Genomic DNA, 12,023 nt, shown 5'->3' with positions numbered 1-12,023 from the left:
CGCACTGCCGGAGCTCTCGGGCGGCGCGCGCCTTTCTACAATGGCGGCATGAGCACGAACCCCTCCCCGCATTCCGCAGCGTGGTCCACTCTGGACGCGCTTTCTCCCCTGGATGGGCGCTATGCCGCCAAGGTCGACGCCCTGCGCGCGCATCTGTCCGAGGCCGGATTGATGCGCAGCCGCGTCCAGGTCGAAGTGGCCTGGTTCATCGGCCTGTCCGACCTGGGCCTTGCCGAGTTTCCCGCCTTGCCGCCATCGGCCCGCGACGCACTCAACCGCCTGGTGGCCGGGTTCGGCAGCGCCCAGGCCGCCGAAATCAAGGCCATCGAGCGCACCACCAACCACGACGTCAAGGCCGTGGAGTACTGGCTCAAGGCGCAGACGGCCGAACGCGCCGACATTCAGGGCCATGCCGAGTTCTTCCACTTCGCCTGCACCTCGGAAGACATCAACAACACCGCGCACGGTCTGATGCTTGCCGGCGCACGCCGCGAAGTCGTCATGCCCTTGCTGCAGCGCGTGCTGCGGCGGCTGCTCGACCTCACCGCCGATCTGGCCGAACAGCCCATGCTGTCGCGCACCCACGGCCAGACGGCCAGCCCCACCACACTGGGCAAGGAGTTTGCCAACGTCGCGCATCGCCTGAAGCGCGCCATGGCGGCCATCGAGTCGGTCGAGCTGACCGCCAAGATGAATGGCGCGGTCGGCAACTACAACGCGCACCTGGCGGCCTACCCCGACGTGGACTGGGAGGCCTTCTCGCGCAAGGTGGTCGAGTCGCTGGGGCTGAGCTTCAACCCCTACACCATCCAGATCGAGCCGCACGATGCCATGGCCGAGCTGTTCGATGCCGTGGCCCGCACGAACACCCTGCTCATCGATCTCAGCCGCGACATCTGGGGCTATATCTCCTGGGGCTATTTCAAGCAGAAGACCAAGGCGGGAGAGATCGGCTCGTCCACCATGCCGCACAAGGTCAACCCGATCGACTTCGAGAACGCCGAGGGCAATCTGGGCATCGCCAACGCACTGCTGCGCCACCTGAGCGACAAGCTGCCCATTTCGCGTTTCCAGCGCGATCTGACCGACTCGACCGTCTTGCGCAATATGGGCGTGGCGCTGGGTCACAGCGTGCTCGCCTGGGATGCCTTGCTGCGCGGGCTCGACAAGCTGCTGGTCCATCCTCAGCGCCTCGATGAAGATCTCGACAACGCCTGGGAAGTGTTGGCCGAACCAGTACAGACCGTCATGCGGCGGCACGGCCTGCCCAACCCCTACGAGCAACTTAAGGAGCTGACCCGCGGCAAGGCCATCACCGAAGACTCGATGCGCGCCTTCATCGCCGGGCTGAATCTGCCCGAGGACGACCGCCAGCGCCTGCTCGCCATGACGCCGACCAGCTACACCGGGCTTGCCGTCGAACTGGCAAAACGTCTGGCCGCAGACCGCTGAACCCTGGGAGACCCGCGATGCTCAAACTCTTGCTGAAGTGGCTTCTATCCGCCTGCGCCCTGCTGGCCGTGGCCTACCTCTACAGCGGCGTGCAGGTCTCGGGCTTCGGGGCCGCCATGTGGGCCGCGTTTTTCATCGGCCTGCTCAACGCGCTGGTCCGGCCCATTCTGTTCATCCTCACTCTGCCGATCACCATTCTGACCCTCGGGCTGTTTTTCTTTGTGCTCAACGCGGCCATGTTCTACGCCGCATCGGGCGTGATCGAGGGCTTTGCAGTGCGCAGCTTCGGCGCGGCGCTGCTCGGATCGATTCTGTACAGCATCGCCGGCGTCATCATCGACAGCGCCCTGGAAGGGGTGCAGTTCGGAAGGCGTCGGTAATCAGCTTCCAGCAAAAAGCCCGGCGGGCCGAGAGGCCCGCCGGGCTTTGCTTTGTGATGACGCCGCGGTTCAGCCTTGCCAGGCCTGCGCTGGTCCGGTCTGCGCCATCTGCATCAGCCGGGCCACGCGCTCCTCGGTGGCCGGGTGCGTGCTGAACAGCTTGGCGATGCCGCCCCCATGCAAAGGGTTGAGAATCATCATCTGCGCCGTGGCCGGATGCGCCTCGGCGGCCTGAAACGGCACGCCGCGCGCGTAAGCCTCGATCTTCTGCAAGGCCGCGGCCAGCGCTGCGGGATCACCCGAAATCTCGGCGCCGCCCCGGTCCGCCTCGAATTCGCGGGCGCGGGAGATCGCCATCTGGATCAAGCTCGCGGCCAGGGGTGCCAGGATTGCCACGGCAATGCTGGCGATCGGGTTCGCCGGGCGCCCTTCGGAATCGCGTCCGCCAAAGAACATCGCGAAATTGGCCAGCGCCGAAATGGCACCGGCCATCGTGGCCGAAATGGTGGAAATCAGAATGTCGCGGTGCTTCACATGCGCGAGCTCGTGGGCCATCACGCCGCGCAGTTCGCGGGCGCTGAGCACGCGTAGGATGCCCGTGGTGGCCGCGACCGCCGCGTGCTCCGGATTGCGCCCAGTGGCAAAAGCATTGGGCGCGTCTTCCTGGATGAGATAGACCCGCGGCATGGGCAGCCCGGCGCGCTGGGCGAGTTCCTGCACCATCGCATAGAACTGCGGCGCGCTGCTGGCGTCGACCTCTTGCGCGTTGTACATCTTCAGCACCATCTTGTCGCTGAACCAGTAGCTGAAGAAATTCATGCCCAAAGCGAACAACAGCGCCAGCATCATGCCCTGCTTGCCACCCAGCAGCGAGCCGATCACCACGAAGAGCGCGGTGATCGCAGCCATCAGGATGGCGGTTTTCATGACGTTGAACATGCTTTACTCCGATACGTTTGGATACAACACCGCTAGATTGTGCAGCGAAACCAAAGTTCAAGCCTGCAATGGGGTCAAGTTGTGCGACTCAAGACAGCATCAGCCCCGTGAGATCGGGCCCGGGCTGCCGCCATTGCGCCGCATGCTGCATGGTGCCGCCGGGTCTTTGCAGCCGGGTGATGCGCAGCACCCCTTCGCCGCAGCACACATCCAGCCCCTCGGCGCTCGACTGCAGAACCTGACCGGGCAGACCGGCGGGCGAGGTCGCCTGCAAGGCCTCGGCCGCGCCAACCTTGACCAGGGCCCCGTCGGGAAGATGGAACTGCGTCCCCGGCCAGGGCGTGAACGCCCGCACTTTTCGCGCGAGCTGATCGGCGGACAGCGTCCACTGCATCCGGGCTTCGTCTTTCGCAATCTTTGCGGCATACGTCACCCCGACTTCGGGCTGACGGCGAGGATGCAAGTCGCCGCGCTCCAGGGCGTCCAGGCCCTGAACCACCAGGGCCGCCCCGAGGTCGGCCAATTTATCGTGCAGTGTGGCGGCCGTGTCGGCAGGGTCGATCGCAAGCGCCTGCTCCAACAACATGTCGCCAGTGTCGAGTCCGGCATCCATCTGCATCAGGGTGATGCCCGTCTGCGCATCCCCCGCCTCGATGGCACGCTGGATCGGCGCCGCACCGCGCCAGCGCGGCAGCAGGGAGCCGTGAATATTCAGACAACCGTATCGCGGCAGGGTCAGCACCGACGTGGGCAGAATCAAACCGTAGGCGGCCACGACCAGCACGTCCGCCTGGGCGGCGCGCAGCGCCGCGTGGGCTTGCGCGGCCTGGTCGCCGTACCGCCCGTCCAGCCGCAGGCCTTGAGGCTGCAGGACGGCCAGTTGCGCATCGGCGGCAATCAGCTTGACCGGACTGGCCTGCAGCTTCATACCCCGGCCAGCCGGCCGGTCGGGCTGGGTCAGGACCAGCGGCACCGCATAGCCCGCGTCCAGAAGGGCGCGCAGCGCCTGCGCGGCAAATTCGGGCGTACCGGCAAAGGCGACACGCAGGCGTCGCGCGGCCAGGGGCGTGGACAGGGCCTCGATCAAGCGGCCTGCCTCTGACGCTTGATCATCTTGGTCTTGATGCGATTGCGCTTGAGCACCGAGAGGTAATCGACGAACACCTTGCCCAGCAGATGGTCCATCTCATGCTGGATGCAGACCGCGGTCAGGCCGTCGGCGTCCATCTCGAAAGACTGGCCTTGCGCGTCCAGCGCGCGGACCCGGACCGTGGCCGGCCGCGTGACCTTGTCGTAGATACCGGGAACGGACAGGCAGCCCTCCTCCCATTCCTTCTCCTCCGCGCTGTGCCGGACGATTTCCGGATTGATCAGCACGACCGGGCGGTTGCGCTCTTCCGAGGTGTCCATCACGATGATGCGCTCATGCACATCCACCTGAGTGGCGGCCAGCCCGACGCCGTTGGAGGCGTACATGGTTTCCAGCATGGCGGAGGTCAGCGCCCGCACCCTGTCGTCGACGACCGCAACCGGTTTGGCCACGGTGTAGAGACGCGGATCGGGATATTGAAGAATGGTCAAAGTGTCCATGGATTCGATTTTAGTTATTTCCGATGAAATGGGCCTTTCCCATTGCCAAAACAGGGCGGCTCATTCCGACCGCACCGCCACGTGGCACAGGGCTCGCAACATTCTTGCAACTGCGAACCCTCCCAAACGGCGCCCGCGCCGTGATTTGATTGCCGCATCAAGGTGTTGCGTGCACAATGTGCTCAACAATCTTGAGATATGGGCCCTGGAATCGCAAATTTCCACGGGGGGCAGATTCACAATAAACCACACCGCGCAGGATGTGGTCGTCGTTTTGATCTGGGGACTTGCGCCATGCTGAAACCGGCTTTCCACCACCCGTTGTTCAACCGGGTTTCACACCGCGGCTTGCGACACCACGCACTGGCGGCCGTCTTGTTGCTGGCGGGCTCCGCGCCGTGGGCGGCCTACGCGGCCGACCCCGCCACACCCGCGCCCTCGCTGCACGGCCTGCCCAACTATCCCGTCGCGCCGACACAGCGCGCGCAGGCCGAGCTGACCGCCCAGACCGGCGTCCCGGTCAGCGAGCTGGCCGCCAATGCTCCCTCTTCCTATACCGTCAAGCGTGGCGACACCCTTTGGGCGATTGCCGGCATGTATCTGCGCAAACCCTGGAACTGGCCCAAGCTGTGGGGCATGAATCTGCAGCAGATCCGTAATCCGCACTGGATTTTTCCGGGCCAGACGCTCTATCTCGACATCTCCAACGGACGCGCCCGCCTCAGTATGGGCAGTGGCGATCAGGGCATGCCTACGGTGAAGCTCAACCCGCAGGTGGAATCGAGCCTGCTGCCTCCCGAAGGCATTCCCACCATCTCGCCGGAACTCATCGCACCCTTCCTCACCCAGCCCCTCATCGTCGAGCCCGACACCCTGGAAGCCTCGCCGCGCATCGTGGCGCTGCCCAAGGGGCACACCATGGCCTCGCCGGGCACGCAGGTCTATGTGCGCGGCGATGTGAGCAAGGCCACGCGCTATCAGATTTACCGGCCCGCCAAGCCGCTGGTCGATCCGGCCACCAAGAAGGTCATCGCCTACCAGGCCGAGTACCTTGGCACCACCAGCCTTGCAGAGGCGCCGTCGGGGCCGGATGCGGTGTCGGTGTTCCGGGTCGATGGCATCGAGCGCGAAGTCGGCGTGGGTGACCGCCTGGTCATCGCGCCGCCGCGCGAATACATGAATTACACCCCGCATGCCCCGGCCAAGCCGATCAGCGGCGACATCGTCTCCATCTACGGCGATCTGAGCATGGCGGCCAAGAACAGCGTGGTCGCGCTCAACCGCGGCGCAGCCGACGGCCTGGAGCGCGGTGACGTGCTGGCGCTGTGGCACAACAGCCGCATGGTCAAAGACACCACGACCCCCGGCAAGCCCGAGATCGAGCTGCCCGACCGTCGCGTCGGCGTCATGATGGTGTTCCGCACCTTCAAGCACGTGGCCTACGCGCTCATTCTGTCGGCCGACGAACCGGTTGAAGTCGCCGACCGCTTCACCCAGCCCTGATCGCCACCACGGTCTTCGGCACGGCCTGGCATGACAGCGCCTGAAGACCTCGCCGACTGGGTGCAGCTCATGCAGACGCCGGGCGTCGGCGCGCTCACCGCGCGCCAACTGCTGTCCGCATTCGGCCCGCCGCAACAGGTTTTCCAGGCCCCCCACGCTGCGCTCACCCGGGTGGTGAGCAGCACGGTGGCGGCGGCACTGCTGAGCGAGCCCGACGGCCCGACACGCGACCTGATCGAGCGCACCCTGCACTGGGCCGCCCAGCCTGGGCAAACTTGCCTCACCCTGGACGACCCTGCCTATCCGCAGAGCCTGCTCGACACCGCCGATCCACCTCCCTTGCTCTACGCCCTGGGCAACGCCGCACTGCTCGATGCCCCGCGGCGACTGGCGATGGTCGGTGCCCGCACCCCCACCGCGCAGGGCGAACGCGACGCCCATGCTTTCGCCCTGGCGTTCAGCGAAGCCGGAGTCACCATCGTGTCGGGCTTCGCCCTGGGCATCGACGCCGCCGCGCATCGCGGCGCGCTGGCCGCGACAGGCGAACAGACTGGCTCGACCATCGCCGTCCTCGGCACCGGCTGTGACCGCGTCTATCCGCCGCGCCACAAAGAGCTGGCGCATCTCGTGGCGCATCACGGGCTGCTGCTGTCCGAATTTGCCCTGGGCACCTCGCCGTCGAAGGGCAATTTTCCGCGCCGCAACCGGCTCATCAGCGGTCTGTCGCGCGGGGTGCTGGTGGTGGAAGCCGCCACGCACTCCGGCTCCCTCATCACTGCCCGCCTGGCAGGCGAGCAGGGCCGCGAAGTCTTCGCCATGCCCGGCTCGATTCACAACCCTTTGGCGCACGGTTGCCACCGTCTGATCCGCGAGGGTGCCAAGCTCGTCGAAACCGCCCAAGACGTGCTTGAGGAATTTGGCTGGGACGCCCCACGGGCCGCGCGGCCCGCCGAGACGAGCGCGGCGAAAGACGCATCGCCCGCAGCGGACGATCCGCCCGAGTGCGACATCCTGCACGCCCTCGGCTTTGAGATCCGCGATTTCGACGATCTGTCGGCCCGCACCGGCTGGCCTTCCGACCGGCTTGCCGCGCGTCTGCTCGACCTTGAGCTGCAAGGCCGTGTCGCGCGCCTGCCCGGCGGCCGTTTCCAGCGCATCGCGCGCGGCTGAGTTCCGTCGCTGCGTCGGCCATCGGAAGCCGAAAGTCCGAGAAACAATCCGTCATTGCGCCGTGCATAGAATGGGCTCATGTTCGACATCCTCATGTATCTCTACGAGTCCTACTGGCACCCGGAAGCCTGCCCCGAGTTCGGTCAGCTCACGCGCAAACTCAGTGCCGCCGGGTTCGAGAACGACGAAATCCATGAAGCCCTGGACTGGCTTCGCGGCCTCGACAGCGCCGTCGGCGGTCTGAAGACGCAGCAGGCGCAGAGCCCTCACGCCATCCGTCTGTACGCCCAGCAGGAGCTCGATTGCCTGGGGATTGAAGCCATCGGCTACCTCAATTTTCTTGAAAGCGCCGGCGTGCTCAAGCCGCATCTGCGCGAGCTCACCATCGAGCGAGCGCTGGCCACGGGCATGCAGCCGCTCCCGCTGGAGCACCTCAAAACCATCGTGCTGATGATTTTCTGGCGCCTCGACGAAGAGCCCGACGCGCTCATCCTCGACGAGCTTTTCGTCGAAGCCGACGACCGCGTGGTGCACTGAACAGACTTCTGCAGGTCGGCTCCAGCCCAACCCGCCTCGCCATCTGCCACAACTCGATTTTCTCAATCCCTGAAAGAATTCCGATGCAACTCTCCCGACTCCGCATCAGCCTGGGCACCGCCCTGCTCGGCAGCCTGGTCCTCGCTGGCTGTGGCGGCGGCTCGACGAACACCAACTATTCCGGTTCGACTGTCGTCGGGCAGGTGCTCATGGGCGCCAACAGCCCGGTCAACGGCAATGGCACGCTCAACGTGTGTGCGTATGCCGTCGTCAACGGACAGGGCAATCCACTGATCACGACCGTGCTCCCCTACACCAATACCGGCACCCTGCTCAGTTGCGTTCCGTCGGGTTCGGATGGCAGCTTCAGTATGGACCTCACCAGTTTCTATGGCCCGGTCCTGCTGCAAGTCGTGGGAGGCACCTACACTTACAAGAGTGCGTCGCCGGCGCTCAACAGTCTGACCTCGACAGCACTGAATCTGGCTGCCAGCGATGCCAACGCGGCGCTTGCGACCAATGCCAGCCTGCAGGCCATGGTCAATGTGGGTGGTGGCAACACCGTCACCGCCAATATCACGCCGCTCACCACCGTGGCCGTTGCCCGCCTCACACCAAGCAGCGGCCTGACTCTCGCGAACTACTCTGCCTCGCTGCAGAACATCGCAGGACAGTTCGGCCTTGGCAGTCTCGCGCTGGCGACAGCAGTTCCCGCGAGTGGCGACGCCTACGACAAGGCGCTGATGGGAGTGGAGCAGTATTTGGCGACCATGACGCCCAATGGCAGCAACACGGACGATCCCTACGGGGCCCATTTCCTGAACTGGACCAACCTTGCCACGGTGTCGGCCGACTACTCTTCGGCCTACAGCACCGCCAACGGCACGAGCCAGACCTTCAACTTCAACTGAGATTCTGCTCCGCCCACAAAAAAGCCAGCTCACGCTGGCTTTTTTGTGGCTTGGTTGCGCCTCAGACCACCGCGCCCGCATTCGGATCGTTGCTGTTACTGGGCTTGTTGCCGCCCGGCTTGATCAGGTCTTCGCGCTTCACGCCGAACCACATGGCCAGGGCCGCCGCGACGAATACCGAGCTGTAAATGCTCATCGAAATACCGATGATCAGCGCCAGCGCGAAGTAATGCAGCGCCGGGCCGCCGAAGAAGAACATGGAGAACGCCATGGCCAGCGTGGAGCCGTGGGTGATGACGGTGCGGCTGATGGTGTTGGTGATGGCGCTGTCGATCACCTGCACGGTACTGTACTTGCGGTAGCGGCGGAAGTTTTCGCGCACCCGGTCGAAGATCACCACGGATTCGTTCACCGAATAGCCCAGCACCGCGAGCACGGCCGCCAGCACCGGCAGAGAGAATTCCCACTGGAACAGGGCAAAGAAACCGAGCACGATGATGACATCGTGCAGGTTGGCGAGAATGGCCGCCACCGAGAACTTCCACTCGAAACGCACGGCCAGATAGGCGACGATACCGAAGATCACCAGGGCCAACGCCTTGAGTCCATCGGTGGCCAGCTCAGACCCGACCTGCGGCCCGACGAACTCCGTGCGCCGCTGCTGCGCCTGCGGGTCGGCGGCCAGCAGCCCCGCCATGACCTTGGTGCTCTGCTCGGCGCTGGTCTCGCCCTTGTGCAGCGGCAGGCGGATGACCACGTCGTTGGCGTTGCCGTAGGCCTGCACCTGGGCATCGGCATAGCCGAGCTTGTTGAGGGTGGAGCGGATGCCGTCGATATTGGCGCCCTGGCTGTAGCCGACTTCCATGACCGTGCCACCGGTGAATTCGATCGACAGATTGAGCCCGCGGGTGAAAAGGAAGAACACCGCGGCGGCGAACAGCAGAACCGAGATGATGTTGAAGGTCAGCGCCGACCGCATGAACGGAATGTCGCGCTTGATTCTGAAAAATTCCATGGTCTGGCCTTGAAGAAAGGGAAGGAAGCCGTCGCCGGATCAATGCACCTTGCGGCGCGGTTTGGTGGTGCGAGGCGTCGGCGCATCCAGCGATTTGCCCGATTTGACGGCCCCGGCCGCCGCCTCGGACGACAGCGCGCCTGCCGTGGCGGCGGCCGCTTCCGGCTTCCAGATCTGGCCGATGGAGATGCTGTGTAGACGGCGCTTGCGGCCGTACCAGAGGTTGATCAGCCCGCGCGAGAAGAACACGGCCGAGAACATCGACGTGAGAATGCCGAGCACGTGCACCACGGCGAACCCGCGCACGGCGCCGGAGCCGAAGATGAGCAGCGCCACACCGGCAATCAAGGTGGTGACGTTGGAATCGAAAATCGTGGCCCACGCGCGCTCGTAGCCGTGGAAGATGGCGTTCTGCGGGCTGGCGCCATTGCGCAGTTCTTCGCGCACGCGCTCGTTGATCAGCACGTTGGAGTCGATGGCCATGCCCAGCGCCAGGGCCATGGCCGCGATGCCGGGGAGGGTGAGCGTGGCCTGCAGCATGGAGAGCACCGCCACCAGCAGCAACAGGTTGACGGCCAGCGCGATGGAGGACACCACGCCGAAGAACATGTAGTAGATCGACATGAAGATGACGATGGCCACGAAGCCCCAGGTCACCGAATGGAAGCCCTGGCTGATGTTCTGCTGACCCAGGCTGGGGCCGACGGTGCGCTCCTCGATGATGGTCATCGGTGCAGCCAGGGCCCCAGCGCGCAGCAGCAGCGCGGTGTCGTTGGCTTCCTGCACGGTCATGTGGCCGGAAATCTGCACCCGCCCCCCGGCGATCTCGCTGCGGATCACTGGCGCGGTGATGATCTCGCCACGGCCGCGGTCGAACAGAATCATGGCGGTGCGCTTGCCGACGTTGTCGCGCGTCACCTGCTGGAAGATGCGCGCGCCCTTGGAGTCGAGGGTGAGGAACACGGCCGGCTCGTTGGTCTGCTGGTCGAAGCCAGGCTGGGCGTCGGTGAGGTTGTCACCGGTCAGCAGCACGTCGCGCTTGACCGCCAGTTTGCCGCCGTCGCGGTCGGGGAAAATCTGATCTCCCGCGGGCAGCGGGCCCTGGCCGAGCACGGCGGCCTGGCCGGCGGCGCTGTCGTCCACCATGCGCACTTCGAGACTGGCGGTACGGCCGAGGATGTCCTTGGCGCGAGCCACGTCCTGAATGCCCGGCAACTCGACCACCACGCGGTCGCGGCCCTGCTGCTGAATGATGGGCTCGGCCACGCCGAGTTCGTTGATGCGGTTGTGCAGCGTCTGGATGTTCTGCTTGAGGGCGTAGTCTTCTTCCTGCGTCACCGCGGCAGGCGTCAGACTGGCGCTGAAGCTGTTGGGCCCCGCAGGAGCCTGGGCCGACAGTTGCAGGTCAGGATGCTGCCGGGCGATGAGTTCCTTGGCGGCACCCAGCGCACGGGCGTCGACGAACACGCCCTGGACCGTGTCTCCCACGCGCTCCAGCTTGGTGTAGCGAGCGTCCTTGTCGCGCAGGCTGCTGCGCAGCTCGCCGGCGATCGAATCGAGCTTTTTCTGCACTGCCGCCTGCATGTCGACCTGCAGCAGAAAGTGCACGCCGCCGCGCAGATCCAGGCCGAGATACATCGGGTTGGCGTTGAGCGCCGTCAGCCAGGCGGGCGAGCGCGACAGCAGGTTGACCGCGACCACAAACTGCGGGTTGTCGGCATCGGGATTGAGCGCCTTGGCCAGCACATCGCGCGCCTTGAGCTGCACATTGGTATTGCTGAAGCGGTAGTTCGCCGTGGCACCGTTGAAATCGGCTGAGTCGGGCTTCAGGCCCGCAGCGTCGAGAATCTGCTCGCCCTTGACCAGCAAGGCGTTGTCCACCTTGCCGCCGTTGGTGCTGGAGATCTGCACGGATGGCGATTCGCCATACAGATTGGGCAGCGCGTACACCGCGCCCACCACCAGGACGACGACCATGATGAGGTATTTCCACCAGGGATAGCGATTCATGACGACAACCTCGATTCACCCGCACATCCACGCGGGTTCAAACAATGAGACCGCGCAAGCTCTTGGCTCGCGCGGCGGGGCCGCATGTCTGCGGACCGAAAATTGGCGATCAGACGCCGCTCTTGATCGTGCCCTTGGGCAGCACCATGGTCACGGCGCTGCGTTGCACCTGCAACTCGACATTCGCCGCGATCTCCAGGCCGATGTAGGTTTCGCTGACCTTGGTGATCTTGCCTACGACACCGCCTGAGGTGACGACTTCGTCCCCCTTGGCGAGGGCGGCGAGCATGGCGCGCAGTTCCTTCTGCTTCTTCATCTGCGGACGCAGCATGACGAAGTACAGGATGACGAACATCACGATGATGGGCAACAGGCTCATCAACGTGGAACCGGCGCTGGGCGCAGGGGCTGCAGCTTGGGCGTGGGCGACAGAAATGAAGTTCATGGGGGTTTCAAAACGGTGGAAATCATCGGCATCCTGGCAGACGGCCAGGGTCGGTCAACCGCCTATTGTCG

12 protein-coding genes are annotated in these 12,023 nt (G+C 64.9%); 6 read left to right on the top strand and 6 right to left on the bottom strand.

What is annotated here, in order from left to right:
• Positions 1–48 precede the first annotated feature (48 nt).
• Positions 49–1,452: an adenylosuccinate lyase gene (purB, locus tag BVH73_RS09005; protein ID WP_079417971.1), complete on the top strand. Its 1,404-nt coding sequence runs from the start codon at positions 49–51 to the stop codon at positions 1,450–1,452.
• Positions 1,453–1,469: 17 nt separating this feature from the next.
• Entirely contained in the window at positions 1,470–1,832 is a 363-nt protein-coding gene (locus BVH73_RS09000; RefSeq protein ID WP_079417970.1) for a phage holin family protein, read from the top strand.
• A 69-nt stretch (positions 1,833–1,901) separates the two neighbouring features.
• On the opposite strand, the gene htpX is transcribed toward BVH73_RS09000, so the two are convergent.
• The 3 genes from htpX to def form a co-directional block, all read right to left on the bottom strand.
• The gene (gene htpX, locus BVH73_RS08995) at positions 1,902–2,771 is read right to left on the bottom strand and encodes a zinc metalloprotease HtpX (protein WP_079417969.1); all 870 of its coding nucleotides are present in this window, start codon (positions 2,769–2,771) and stop codon (positions 1,902–1,904) included.
• Positions 2,772–2,859: 88 nt separating this feature from the next.
• The gene (gene fmt, locus BVH73_RS08990; protein ID WP_079420482.1) at positions 2,860–3,819 is read right to left on the bottom strand and encodes a methionyl-tRNA formyltransferase; all 960 of its coding nucleotides are present in this window, start codon (positions 3,817–3,819) and stop codon (positions 2,860–2,862) included.
• A gap of 35 nt (positions 3,820–3,854) precedes the next feature.
• Positions 3,855–4,361, bottom strand: a complete 507-nt coding sequence (gene def, locus BVH73_RS08985) for a peptide deformylase (RefSeq protein ID WP_218919027.1) — start codon at positions 4,359–4,361, stop codon at positions 3,855–3,857.
• A gap of 294 nt (positions 4,362–4,655) precedes the next feature.
• Here def and BVH73_RS08980 point away from each other — a divergent pair, with 294 nt between their 5' ends.
• The 4 genes from BVH73_RS08980 to BVH73_RS08965 all read left to right on the top strand — a co-directional run bounded on the left by BVH73_RS08980 (position 4,656) and on the right by BVH73_RS08965 (position 8,482).
• Positions 4,656–5,864 carry a LysM peptidoglycan-binding domain-containing protein gene (locus tag BVH73_RS08980; RefSeq protein WP_245800304.1) on the top strand — a complete coding sequence of 403 codons (1,209 nt, stop codon included), beginning with the start codon at positions 4,656–4,658 and terminating at the stop codon, positions 5,862–5,864.
• Positions 5,865–5,894: 30 nt separating this feature from the next.
• Positions 5,895–7,034 carry a DNA-processing protein DprA gene (gene dprA / locus BVH73_RS08975; RefSeq protein WP_079417966.1) on the top strand — a complete coding sequence of 380 codons (1,140 nt, stop codon included), beginning with the start codon at positions 5,895–5,897 and terminating at the stop codon, positions 7,032–7,034.
• Between the two features lie 78 nt (positions 7,035–7,112).
• On the top strand, positions 7,113–7,571 hold the full coding sequence (locus BVH73_RS08970) for a Smg family protein (RefSeq protein ID WP_079417965.1): 459 nt from the start codon (positions 7,113–7,115) through the stop codon (positions 7,569–7,571).
• Between the two features lie 83 nt (positions 7,572–7,654).
• Complete coding sequence (locus tag BVH73_RS08965) at positions 7,655–8,482, top strand: hypothetical protein (RefSeq protein ID WP_079417963.1); 828 nt, start codon at positions 7,655–7,657, stop codon at positions 8,480–8,482.
• Between the two features lie 61 nt (positions 8,483–8,543).
• Here BVH73_RS08965 and secF read toward each other — a convergent pair whose 3' ends face one another.
• From secF to yajC, 3 genes are all read right to left on the bottom strand, one after another.
• On the bottom strand, positions 8,544–9,497 hold the full coding sequence (secF, locus tag BVH73_RS08960; protein WP_079417961.1) for a protein translocase subunit SecF: 954 nt from the start codon (positions 9,495–9,497) through the stop codon (positions 8,544–8,546).
• Between the two features lie 39 nt (positions 9,498–9,536).
• On the bottom strand, positions 9,537–11,507 hold the full coding sequence (gene secD / locus BVH73_RS08955; protein ID WP_079417960.1) for a protein translocase subunit SecD: 1,971 nt from the start codon (positions 11,505–11,507) through the stop codon (positions 9,537–9,539).
• Positions 11,508–11,616: 109 nt separating this feature from the next.
• A complete protein-coding gene (gene yajC / locus BVH73_RS08950; protein ID WP_079417959.1) occupies positions 11,617–11,952 on the bottom strand; it encodes a preprotein translocase subunit YajC in 336 nt (111 codons plus the stop codon).
• Positions 11,953–12,023: the final 71 nt, after the last annotated feature.

This window comes from Thiomonas intermedia (assembly GCF_002028405.1).
Classification (GTDB): Bacteria; Pseudomonadota; Gammaproteobacteria; order Burkholderiales; family Burkholderiaceae_C; genus Thiomonas; species Thiomonas intermedia.
The sequence above is the reverse complement of the archived record's forward strand: the minus strand, read 5'-3'. Positions and strand labels throughout refer to the sequence as shown.

Excerpts from the sequence above, each read along its gene's own strand:
- dprA (WP_079417966.1), top strand. The coding sequence starts at position 5,895 with ATGACAGCGCCTGAAGACCTCGCCGACTGGGTGCAGCTCATGCAGACG.
- htpX (WP_079417969.1), bottom strand. The coding sequence starts at position 2,771 with ATGTTCAACGTCATGAAAACCGCCATCCTGATGGCTGCGATCACCGCG.
- yajC (WP_079417959.1), bottom strand. The coding sequence starts at position 11,952 with ATGAACTTCATTTCTGTCGCCCACGCCCAAGCTGCAGCCCCTGCGCCC.
- BVH73_RS08980 (WP_245800304.1), top strand. The coding sequence starts at position 4,656 with ATGCTGAAACCGGCTTTCCACCACCCGTTGTTCAACCGGGTTTCACAC.
- def (WP_218919027.1), bottom strand. The coding sequence starts at position 4,361 with ATGGACACTTTGACCATTCTTCAATATCCCGATCCGCGTCTCTACACC.
- purB (WP_079417971.1), top strand. The coding sequence starts at position 49 with ATGAGCACGAACCCCTCCCCGCATTCCGCAGCGTGGTCCACTCTGGAC.
- BVH73_RS08965 (WP_079417963.1), top strand. The coding sequence starts at position 7,655 with ATGCAACTCTCCCGACTCCGCATCAGCCTGGGCACCGCCCTGCTCGGC.
- BVH73_RS08970 (WP_079417965.1), top strand. The coding sequence starts at position 7,113 with ATGTTCGACATCCTCATGTATCTCTACGAGTCCTACTGGCACCCGGAA.
- BVH73_RS09000 (WP_079417970.1), top strand. The coding sequence starts at position 1,470 with ATGCTCAAACTCTTGCTGAAGTGGCTTCTATCCGCCTGCGCCCTGCTG.
- secD (WP_079417960.1), bottom strand. The coding sequence starts at position 11,507 with ATGAATCGCTATCCCTGGTGGAAATACCTCATCATGGTCGTCGTCCTG.
- secF (WP_079417961.1), bottom strand. The coding sequence starts at position 9,497 with ATGGAATTTTTCAGAATCAAGCGCGACATTCCGTTCATGCGGTCGGCG.